The 10,293-nt window shown below is 69.3% G+C and carries 10 protein-coding genes; 4 read left to right on the forward strand and 6 right to left on the reverse strand.

What is annotated here, in order from left to right; translation table 11 throughout:
- Window positions 1-182: 182 nt before the first annotated feature.
- Together F3J18_RS32635 and pdxH are read right to left on the reverse strand one after the other, a co-directional pair.
- Entirely contained in the window at window positions 183-1,403 is a 1,221-nt protein-coding gene (locus F3J18_RS32635; protein WP_025101700.1) for a cyclopropane-fatty-acyl-phospholipid synthase family protein, read from the reverse strand.
- Window positions 1,404-1,535: 132 nt separating this feature from the next.
- Complete coding sequence (gene pdxH / locus F3J18_RS32640) at window positions 1,536-2,180, reverse strand: pyridoxamine 5'-phosphate oxidase (RefSeq protein ID WP_166916220.1); 645 nt, start codon at window positions 2,178-2,180, stop codon at window positions 1,536-1,538.
- Between the two features lie 144 nt (window positions 2,181-2,324).
- On the opposite strand from pdxH, the gene tcdA reads away from it, so the two are divergent.
- Complete coding sequence (gene tcdA, locus F3J18_RS32645) at window positions 2,325-3,179, forward strand: tRNA cyclic N6-threonylcarbamoyladenosine(37) synthase TcdA (RefSeq protein WP_166916222.1); 855 nt, start codon at window positions 2,325-2,327, stop codon at window positions 3,177-3,179.
- A gap of 172 nt (window positions 3,180-3,351) precedes the next feature.
- On the opposite strand, the gene trxA is transcribed toward tcdA, so the two are convergent.
- On the reverse strand, window positions 3,352-4,200 hold the full coding sequence (gene trxA, locus F3J18_RS32650) for a thioredoxin (protein ID WP_025101703.1): 849 nt from the start codon (window positions 4,198-4,200) through the stop codon (window positions 3,352-3,354).
- 73 nt (window positions 4,201-4,273) lie between these two features.
- Window positions 4,274-5,155, reverse strand: coding sequence for a pirin family protein (locus F3J18_RS32655; RefSeq protein ID WP_166916224.1), 882 nt, complete (start codon window positions 5,153-5,155; stop codon window positions 4,274-4,276).
- 124 nt (window positions 5,156-5,279) lie between these two features.
- Here F3J18_RS32655 and F3J18_RS32660 point away from each other — a divergent pair, with 124 nt between their 5' ends.
- Complete coding sequence (locus F3J18_RS32660) at window positions 5,280-6,152, forward strand: EamA family transporter (RefSeq protein ID WP_205194355.1); 873 nt, start codon at window positions 5,280-5,282, stop codon at window positions 6,150-6,152.
- Window positions 6,153-6,238: 86 nt separating this feature from the next.
- On the opposite strand, the gene F3J18_RS32665 is transcribed toward F3J18_RS32660, so the two are convergent.
- Both F3J18_RS32665 and tsaE read right to left on the reverse strand, forming a co-directional pair.
- Window positions 6,239-7,762, reverse strand: a complete 1,524-nt coding sequence (locus F3J18_RS32665) for an N-acetylmuramoyl-L-alanine amidase (protein ID WP_025101706.1) — start codon at window positions 7,760-7,762, stop codon at window positions 6,239-6,241.
- A complete protein-coding gene (gene tsaE / locus F3J18_RS32670; protein WP_166916228.1) occupies window positions 7,744-8,298 on the reverse strand; it encodes a tRNA (adenosine(37)-N6)-threonylcarbamoyltransferase complex ATPase subunit type 1 TsaE in 555 nt (184 codons plus the stop codon). Before tsaE ends, F3J18_RS32665 begins: the two co-directional genes overlap by 19 nt.
- A 17-nt stretch (window positions 8,299-8,315) precedes the next feature.
- On the opposite strand from tsaE, the gene queG reads away from it, so the two are divergent.
- Window positions 8,316-9,533, forward strand: coding sequence for a tRNA epoxyqueuosine(34) reductase QueG (gene queG / locus F3J18_RS32675; RefSeq protein WP_166916230.1), 1,218 nt, complete (start codon window positions 8,316-8,318; stop codon window positions 9,531-9,533).
- Window positions 9,534-9,658: 125 nt separating this feature from the next.
- Window positions 9,659-10,126, forward strand: a complete 468-nt coding sequence (locus tag F3J18_RS32680) for a methylated-DNA--[protein]-cysteine S-methyltransferase (RefSeq protein WP_124094549.1) — start codon at window positions 9,659-9,661, stop codon at window positions 10,124-10,126.
- Window positions 10,127-10,293 lie beyond the last annotated feature (167 nt).

The following is a 10,293-nucleotide window of genomic DNA, read 5'->3' on the forward strand; positions in this document are numbered from 1 at the left end:
GCTGCCGCGCGGCGCGCGCGGGGGCGCGCCGGTGCTCGGCTGGCCGGCATCGGGCAAGGGCTCGCCGAACAGGTCGAACTGTCCGGCCTCGCGCGGCGGCGCGTCATCCTGCGTCGTGGTTCGCGCGGGATCGCGCCGCGTGCTGCCTTCACCCATGCATGGCCGTTCGCTTGAGGCTGCCGTCAGCGCGGCAGCGGGTTCTCGTACATGTAGCGCCGCGACCAGGGCAGCGTTTTCGCGCTGCGGCCGGCCTTGCGGCAGACGAGCTGGTAGATCGACACGTCGTCGTTCTCGAAGGCATAGGCGCAGCCCGCGAGATAGACGCGCCAGATCCGGAACTTCTCGTCGTCGACGAGCTGGCGGGCCTGGTCGGCCTTGGCCTCGAAGTTCTCGGTCCAGATGTCCAGCGTGCGCGCATAGTGCCGACGCAGGCTCTCGGCGTCAACCACCTCCAGGCCGCCGCGCTGCGCCGCCTCGATCGCCAGGCTCACGTGCGGCAGCTCGCCGTCCGGGAACACGTAGCGATCGATGAATTCGCCGCCGCCCAGCGAGGTTTCGCCGCTGTCCGCGTCCGAGGAGGTGATGCCGTGGTTCATCGCCACGCCGTCGTCGGCCAGCAGCTCGCGCACCTTGGTGAAGTAGCCCGGCAGGTTCTTGCGGCCGACGTGCTCGAACATGCCGACGCTGGTGATGCGGTCGAACTGGCCGTCCACGTCGCGGTAATCCTGCAGGCGAATCTCGATCTGGTTCTCCAGGCCTGCGCGGCGCACGCGCTCGGTGGCGAGGTCGAACTGGTTCTGCGAGAGCGTCACGCCCACGCAGTGCGCGCCGAACTTCTGCGCCGCGCGCAGCACCAGCGCGCCCCAGCCGCAGCCGATGTCGAGCAGGCGCTGGCCCGGCTGCAGCTGGATCTTGGTCAGGATGTGGTCGATCTTCTTGATCTGGGCGGTGGCCAGGTCCTCGTCGCCGGTCTCGAAGTAGGCGCAGGAATAGACCATGTTCTCGTCCAGCCACAGCCGGTAGAAATCGTTCGAGACGTCGTAGTGATACTGGATCGCCTTCTTGTCCGAGTTCTTGGTGTGGGTGAAGTAGCGCGTGACGCGCGCCAGCTTGCTCGCATTGGTGACGGTGCTGCGCGCCAGCGAGTAGCCGATGTTGATGATGTCGGGCAGGCGCCCCTCGATATCGATCTTGCCCTTCACATAGGCCTCGCCGAGATTGTCGAGGCTCGGGTCGAGCAACAGCGGCAGGGCCGAGGCGTGGTTGACCTTCAGCGTCACCGCCGGCGCGCTGAAGTTGCCGAAATCGTGCTGGTCTCCATTCCACAGGACGAGGCGCGCCGGAAGGTTCGCCTTTTCCCGTACTTCGTCTGCCCACTGTGCCAGCTTCTTTTCCCAGAACATGAGGATTCTCCGTTGTCCGTTGAAACGAATACAGCCAAGTCTTCGTACTGACCCGTCGCGTCGAGGCGGCGGGCCGACATGCAAATCGAAACACGAGCTGCGCCGTGGGTTGGTCACGCGGCGCGAATCAGGTCAGGGCGAGAGCCGCTCGATGGTCCAGGCGTCGGCGCCCGCCGGATCGCGCAGGTAGCGCAGGCGGTCGTGCAGCCGCGAGGGCCGGCCCTGCCAGAACTCGATCGCCTCCGGCACCAGCCGGTAGCCGCCCCAGTGCGGCGGGCGCGGCGGGTTCTCGCCGTAGCGCGCGCCGAAGTCGCGTTCGCGCGCCTCCAGCACCTCGCGGTTGGCGATCACCGCGCTCTGCTCCGAGGCCCAGGCGCCGATGCGCGAGCCCACCGGGCGCGAGGCGAAATAGCTGTCGGATTCGGCGGCGCTGGTCTTCTCGATGCGGCCTTCGATGCGCACCTGGCGTTCGAGCTCGATCCAGTAGAACAGCAGCGCGGCATGGGGGTTGTGCGCGATCTCGCGGCCCTTGCGGCTCTCGTAGTTGGTGAAGAACACGAAGCCGCGCTCGTCCACGCCCTTGATCAGCACGATGCGCGCCGAGGGGCGGCCGTCGGCGTCGACGGTGGCCAGCGTCATGGTGTTCGGTTCGGGCAGTTGCGCGTCGAGCGCCTCCTTGAACCATTTGTCGAATTGACGGATGGGATCGGATGCGACGTCGGCCTCGTCGAGCGAGGCGCGCGAGTAGTTGATGCGGAGATCGGCGAGAGAGGTCATTTCTTATGCGAACGCTTCAATCTGGGGCCAGTATAGCCAAGGAAACAAAATCCTGCGTTGCGGTGTCGCGGCCGACCGGCATTGCGACGATCAGGCAAAATAGGCGCTTCGCGGCTGTTCCGCTTTCATTTCGCTTACCTACGCATGTCCCGCATCGACGCCGTCGCAACGCCTCACGATCTTACCCCGAGCCCGTCGAATCAGCTTGACGCAGCCGACCGCGCGCGGCGCTTCGGCGGGGTGGCGCGCCTCTATGGCCCGGCCGCGCTGGCGGCCTTCGAGCGCGCCCACGTGGCGGTGATCGGCATCGGCGGGGTGGGCTCGTGGAGCGTCGAGGCGCTGGCGCGCAGCGCGATCGGGCAGCTCACGCTGATCGATCTCGACAATGTCGCCGAGAGCAACACCAACCGGCAGTTGCACGCGCTGGACGGCAACTACGGCAAGGCCAAGGTCGAGGCGATGGCCGAGCGCATCGCGCTGATCGATCCGGCCTGCCGCGTGCATTGCGTGGAGGAGTTCGCCGAGCCCGACAATTTCGAGGCCCTGCTCGGCGGCGGCTTCGATTTCGTGATCGACGCGATCGACAGCGTGCGCACCAAGGTTGCCCTGATCGCCTGGTGCGTCGAGCGCGGCATCCCGCTGGTGACGGTGGGCGGCGCGGGCGGCCAGCTCGACCCGACCCGCATCCGCATCGACGACCTGGCGCTGACGATCCAGGATCCGCTGCTCTCCAAGGTGCGCGCGCAATTGCGCAAGCAGCACGGTTTCCCGCGCGGGCCGAAGGCGAAGTTCAAGGTCAGCGCCGTCTATTCGGACGAACCGCTGATCTATCCCGAGGCGGCTGCCTGCGAGATCGACGACGAGGCGGCGGCCGGCCCCGCCTCGGGCGGCCCGGCCGGGCTCAACTGCGCGGGGTTCGGCTCGAGCGTGTGCGTGACGGCGAGCTTCGGGTTCGCGGCGGCCGCGCATGCGCTGAAGGCGATCGCCGCGCGGGGCTGAACGCCCGCCTCTCGCGCATTTCGTGTTTTGTAGGCAATCCGAAAGATTGTGTCCGTGAGCGCGGCGGATCGTGCTCCGGAGGCGCTGGATGCGCCAAATGAAACGGGCGCGGGCCTGATCGGCCCGCGCCCGTGTTTTCTTGCGGTGGCGCTACCGTATCGCGCCAGCCGGCTCAATACAGCGCCGCGCTGAGCTTGCGGCGCCAGGCGGCCACCAGGTTCGGCTGGTCCGAGGCGAGCTCGAACACCGACACCATGGTCTTGCGGCCCACGTCGTCCTTGAAGCCGCGGTCGCGCTGCACGATCTCCAGCAACTGCACCAGCGCGCCCTCGTACTGGCGATGCGCGATCAGCATCTGCGCGAGGTCGAAGCGCGCCTCGAGATCGTTGGCGTCGGCGGCGATGCGTTGCTCCAGCGCATCGGTCGGCGGCAGCTCGACGGCCGCGTCGAGCGCGTCGAAGCGCGTCTTGATCGCGTGGTAGCGCGGGTCGACGCCGTTCACGGTCTGCGGCGACAGGCGCGTGGCCTCGTCGCGCGCGGCCTCGACGCGGTTCACGGCCAGCAGCAGCTCGATCAGGTCGAGGCGGATGTCGTCCTGGCCCGGATTGAGCGCGAGCGCGGCCTGCAGGTGGCGCACCGCGTCCTCGTAGCGCTCCTCGGCGAAGGCGATCTGCGCGGCGCGGCGCTCGGCTTCCTCGCCCGAGGGCAGCAGCCGGTCGATGAAGGCGCGCAACTGGCCTTCGGGCAGCACGCCGACGAACTGGTCGACGGCGCGGCCGTCGGCGAAGGCGATCACGTGCGGGATGCTGCGCGTCTGGAAATGCGCGGCCAGTTCCTGGTTCTCGTCGACGTTGACCTTGACGAGCTTCCAGCGTCCCGCGTAATCGGCCTCGAGCCGTTCGAGCATCGGGCCCAGGGTCTTGCAGGGGCCGCACCAGGGCGCCCAGAAATCGACCAGAACCGGCGCGTCGAGCGATGCTTCGATGACGTCGCGTTCGAAAGTGGCGAGCGTGGTGTCCATGTGGTCCTCGTGAGTCGGAAATATCGCGTAGTTGGGGCCGAAGCCCGTTGTTTCAATGCGCCGCGCCGGCCGCTCAGCGCGGCTTGCGCTCGGGCAGCGGGATCCACTCGGTCTCGCCGGGCACGCTGCCCATGCGCTGCTCGGTCCAGGCCAGCTTGGCCGCCTCGATCGCCTCGCGCGTGCTGGCCACGAAGTTCCATTCGATGAAGCGCTCGCCGGCCAGCTTCGCGCCGCCGAGCAGCATCACGCGCGCGCCGTCGCGGCTGGCCAGCGTCACGGCCTGGCCCGGCGTCAGCACCGCCATCTGCTCGGCTTCGAGCGGCTGGCCGTCGATCGTCAGGTCGCCCTGGGCCAGGTAGACGGCGCGCTCCTCGTGCTCGGCGTCGAAACCGAGCACGGTGCCGGCCGCGAATTCGGCCGCCACGTAGAGCGTGCGCGAGAAGGTGGTGACCGGCGAGCGCGCGCCGAAGGCGTCGCCGGCGATCACCGTCAGCGCCACGCCGTCGCGCGTGAGCTTCGGCAGGCTGGCCGCCGGGTGATGCTCGAACGAAGGCTCGGTGGTTTCGTGCTCGAGCGGCAGCGCCACCCAGGTCTGGATGCCGTGGATGGTCTGGCCGCGTTCGCGCACGTCCTCGGGCGTGCGCTCCGAGTGGACGATGCCGCGCCCGGCCGTCATCCAGTTCACGTCGCCGGGCACGATGGCCTGCAGCGAGCCGAGGCTGTCGCGATGCAGGATCGCGCCTTCGAACAGGTAGGTGACGGTGGCCAGGCCGATATGCGGATGCGGGCGCACGTCCAGGCCGGTGCCGGGCGGCAGCTCCGCCGGGCCCATGTGGTCGAAGAAGATGAAGGGGCCGACAAGGCGCGCGGCCATCGCGGGCAGCACGCGCCGCACCTGGAGATTGCCGATGTCGCGGATATGCGGTTTCAGGACCGCTTTGATCGATTCGCTCATGATCTTGATGGGGGCGGACTTGGGGTGCGCCCATTGTATCGGGCTCGCGGGGCGCGCGCCTGCCGGCGGATGCCGGTAGACTGGCGCCCGTTGCTTGCGCGATCACGGAGGAAACGACGCGATGATGGCCTGGAAGGACCTGCTGCTGGCGCTGGTGGTGATCGTCGCCTGGGGCGTCAATTTCGTGGTGATCAAGCTCGGCCTGCACGGCGTGCCGCCGATGCTGCTCGGCGCGCTGCGCTTCACGCTGGCCGCCGTGCCGGCGGTGTTCTTCGTGCCGCGCCCGCGCATCCCGTGGCGCATGCTGCTGCTCTACGGCGCCACCATCCTGCTCGCGCAGTTCGTGTTCCTGTTTACCGCCATGCAGGTCGGCATGCCGGCCGGGCTGGCCTCGCTGGTGCTGCAGGCGCAGGCCTTCTTCACGCTCGGCTTCGCCCGGGTGTTCCTCGGCGAGCGCGTGCGCGCCTGGAACCTGCTCGGGCTGGCGATCGCCGCGGGCGGGCTGGCCGCGATCGCCGTGCAGGGCGGCGGCGCCATGACCACGGCCGGCTTCGCGCTGACCTTGTGCGCGGCCGCCGCCTGGGCGCTCGGCAATATCGTCACCAAGCGGATCGGGCCGGTCGAGCTGGTGCCGCTGGTGGTGTGGGGCAGCGTGGTGCCGCCGCTGCCCTTTTTCGCGCTGTCGCTGGCCTTCGAGGGGCCGGCGCGCATCGAGGCCGCGCTGGCCTCGCTGTCGGGCATCTCGGTGTTCGCGGTGGTCTACCTGGCCTTCGTCGCCACCCTGGTCGGCTACGGCATCTGGGGGCGGCTGCTGTCGCGCTACCCGGCAGCCCAGGTCGCGCCGTTCTCGCTGCTGGTGCCGGTGGTCGGCATCGCCTCCTCGGCCTTCTTCCTCGGCGAGCAGATGAGCGCGGCCGAGTACCTGGGCGCCGCGCTGGTGATGGGCGGGCTGGTGGTCAACGTGTTCGGCGGGCGGCTCGCGCGGCGCGGCGCCTGAGGAGCCCGGGGCGCCATGAAAAACGCCTCGCGCGAAGGCGAGGCGTGTGACGGGCCGAATGCCTGCGGCGAAGGCGGGCGGCCGCCTCAGGCCATCCGGCTCTTGGCCAGCGGCGGATTGGCCGCGAAATAGCGCTTGATGCCGCGGAAGATCGCGTCGGCCATCTGCTCGCGATAGGCGTCGTCGTTGAGGCGCTTCTCTTCGTCGGGATTGCTGATGAAGGCGGTCTCCACCAGGATCGAGGGGATGTCGGGTGCCTTCAGCACCGCGAAGCCGGCCTGCTCGACCGAGCCCTTGTGCAGCTTGTTGATGCCGCCGACCTCGCGCAGCACGTAGTTGCCGTAGCGCAGCGAGTCGCGGATCTGGGCGGTGGTCGACATGTCGAACAGCGCGCGGTTGACCGACACGTCCTGCGTCTTCACGTTGATCCCGCCGATCGTGTCCGACGAGTTCTCCTTGTTCGCCATCCAGCGCGCGGCCGCGCTGGTGGCGCCGTGGTCGGACAGCGCGAACACCGAGGAGCCGTGCGCCTGCGGCGTGGTGAAGGCATCGGCGTGGATCGACACGAACAGGTCGGCGCCCACGCGCCGCGCCTTCTGCACGCGCACGTTCAGCGGGACGAAGAAATCGTTGTCGCGCGTCATCATCGCGCGCATGTTCGGCGCGCCGTCGATCTTGGCGCGCAGCTTCTTGGCGATGTCGAGCGCGACGTGCTTCTCGTAGGTGCCGCCGCCGCCGATCGCGCCCGGATCCTCGCCGCCGTGGCCCGGGTCGATCGCCACCGTCAGCAGGCGCACCGTGCCGTTCTTGCCGCCTTTCGGGTTGGTGAAGGCGTAGGTGTCGGGCGTGCCGTCGTCGTCATCGTCCTGCTGCTTGGCGATCACCGGCGGCGGCTTGACCGTCGGCTTCGGCGCGGCCGGTGCCGCGGGCGAGGCAGGCGAGTTCGGCGAATTCTGCGCGAAGCGCTGGAAGAACGCGTCGCTGTTGTCGCCGGCCGCGGGCGGCGGCGTGCCGGGGCCGTTCAGCGCGGCTTGCGGCGGCTGGGCCTGCTGGGCGCGCACCGCATCGTTGAGCTGCTGCTCCTTGCGCTCGGTCTGCGAGATCAGGTCGGACAGCGGGTCCGGCGCGACAGCCGGGTAGAGGTCGAACACCAGCCGGTAGCGATAGGTGCCCACCGGCGGCAGGGTGAACATCTGCGGTTTCACCGAGCCTTTCAGGTCGAACACCATGCGCACCACGTGCGGCTGGTACTGGCCGACGCGCACCGACTGGATCTGCGGATCGTTCGGCGCGATCTTCGAGACCAGGTCGCGCAGCGCCTGGTCGAGGTCGAGCCCGTCGAGATCGACCACCAGCCGGTCGGGGCCTTGCAGCAGTTGCTGCGCGGCCTGCAGCGGCTGGTCCGATTCGATCGTCACGCGCGTGTAGTCGCGCGCGGGCCAGACCCGCACGCCGAGCACCGAGGAGGCCTGCGCCAGGCGCGGCGCGACCAGCCCCAGCACCAGCGTCGAGGCGCCCGCGCAGAGCACCTTGCGGCGGCGCCAGTTGTGAGTCGTGGTGGCGGCCGACTCGATCGACCGGAACGGTTTGATCAACATCTTTCGAGACATGCGTTTCCTGATGCGCTGTAGGCTCGCGCCACGAGGCGGCGGCCTTCGCCGTCGACATCGAGCGCGAACACGAGATCCGGCACGCCGAGCAGGGTGCCTGCCTGCTGCGGCCATTCGACGAGGCAGATCGCGCCGGCATTGAAATATTCGCGAAAGCCCGCGTCCGCCCATTCGGCCGGATCACTGAATCGGTAGAGATCGAAGTGATGCACCGCGAGTTCCCCATCGGCGCGTTCGAGCGCATACGGCTCGACCAGCGTGTAGGTGGGGCTCCTGACGCGCCCGGCATGGCCGAGGCCGCGCAGGACGGCGCGCACCAGGGTGGTCTTGCCGGCGCCGAGATCGCCGAGCAGCTGGATCTGCAACCCGTCGAAGGCGTTCGCGGCGAGGCGCTCGGCGCGCACCGCGTCGAGCGCCTGGGCGAAGCGCAACCCGAAGGCGGCCGTCGCGGCCTCGTCGGGGAGCGCGAACTGGCGCTCGGCGAGCGGGGCGGACGGGACGATCGCGTGGATCGGATGGCTGGGCTGCGCGGGCATTCTCGTAAAATAGCGCGATGAACCGTAAACCGGAACTCGCCATGATGGACGCGCCCTCGACGCAACGCGAGGGCGCCGCGCCGCGCCGCCTCGACGATGCGGCGCTGGATGCGCTGGTCGTGCGCATCAAGGCCTGGGGGCGCGAACTGGGTTTCGGGGCGATCGGCATCAGCGATACCGATCTCTCGGATGCCGAAGCGGGGCTCGCCGCCTGGCTGGAAGCCGGTTGCCACGGCGAAATGGATTATATGGCCAAACACGGCATGAAACGCGCGCGCCCGGCCGAACTTGTGGCCGGTACGCTACGCGTGATCTCGGCGCGCCTGGCCTATCTGCCGGGCGAAACGGCCGCCGCCGACGCGGCCTCGGCGGGCGGCGGCTGGCGCGCGCGGGAGCTGGCGCGGCTGGAGGATCCGGCCGCCGCCGTGGTGTCGATCTACGCGCGCGGCCGCGATTATCACAAAGTGCTGCGCAATCGGCTGCAGACCCTGGCCGAGCGCATCGAGGCCGAGATCGGCCCGTTCGGCTATCGCGTGTTCACCGATTCGGCGCCGGTGCTCGAGGTCGAGCTGGCGCAGAAGGCCGGCACCGGCTGGCGCGGCAAGCACACGCTGCTGCTGCAGCGCGATGCCGGCTCGCTGTTCTTCCTCGGCGAGATCTTCGTCGACCTGCCCTTGCCGACCGATGCCGAAACCAGCCCCGCGACGGCGCCCGAAACGCCCGGCTCGCATTGCGGCAGTTGCACGCGCTGCATCGACGCCTGCCCGACCGGCGCGATCGTCGAGCCGTTTCGCGTCGATGCGCGGCGCTGCATTTCCTACCTGACGATCGAACTGAAAGGCAGTATTCCGGAATCGCTGCGCCCGCTGATCGGCAATCGCGTGTATGGCTGCGACGACTGCCAGCTCGTCTGTCCCTGGAACAAGTTCGCGCAGCCGGCGCCGGTGGCCGATTTCGACGTGCGCCACGGGCTCGGCAGCGCCTCGCTGGTGGACCTGTTCGGCTGGAGCGCCGAGCAGTTCGACGAGCGCATGCAGGGCAGCGCGATCCGCCGCATCGGCCACGAGCGCTGGCTGCGCAATCTCGCGGTGGGGCTGGGCAATGCGCTGCGCGCGCCGCGCGAGCGGCTCGGCGACGAGACGCGCGAGGCCATCGTCGCGGCGCTCGCCGCGCGCGCCGACGATGCGTCCGAGCTGGTGCGCGAGCATGTCGAATGGGCGCTGCAGGCTGCCTGAAGGGCGCGCTGCCGGGATTCGTCATGGCGGCGTAAAGTGGCGCCTGGGGTACCTGGCGCCTGGAAAGAGAAATCGAGCGTGACGGTCGCGCGGCCCGGGCCACCGCCGTATCGAAGGAGCGAAGCATGTTCAACGCCGTGATCGACGCGCCGTTCGGCAAGATCGGCATCCGCACCGAGGCGGGCAGGGTGCGCGAGATCGTCTACGTGCCCGAGTCGGTGCGCAGCATCGATCCCGACAATGCGCTGGCGCTGCGCGTCGCGCGACAGATCGATCGTTATCTCGAGCGCGCCTCGGCGCGCTTCAAGCTGCCGCTGGCCGAAGTCGGCTCGGCGTTCCAGCAGCGCGTCTGGCAGGCGATCAGCGAGGTGCCGCCGGGCACCGTGGCGACCTATGGCCAGATCGCCAAACGCATCGGCAGCGCGCCGCGCGCGGTCGGGCAGGCTTGCGGCGCGAACTGGTTCCCGCTGGTGATTCCCTGCCATCGCGTGGTCGCCTCAGGCGGCATCGGCGGTTTCGCGAACCAGGACGAGGATGGTTATTACCTGAAGATCAAGCGCTGGCTGCTGGCGCATGAAGGGATTCGTTACTGATGGTGCGCAAGATGGGGAAGGTGGCCGGCGTCGATGCCGATGGCGAGGCAATCGCGAGCGAGACGGCGCCTGCGTCGGAGGCGGCCGCGATGGCGAATCCGACTGAAGTGAAAGCGCGCCGTGGTGCGGCGGGGGCTCCCGCTGGCGCCGCGCGCAAGCCGCGCCAG

The organism is Burkholderia sp. Ax-1720, from assembly GCF_011753035.1.
Taxonomy (GTDB): domain Bacteria; phylum Pseudomonadota; class Gammaproteobacteria; order Burkholderiales; family Burkholderiaceae; genus Burkholderia; species Burkholderia gladioli.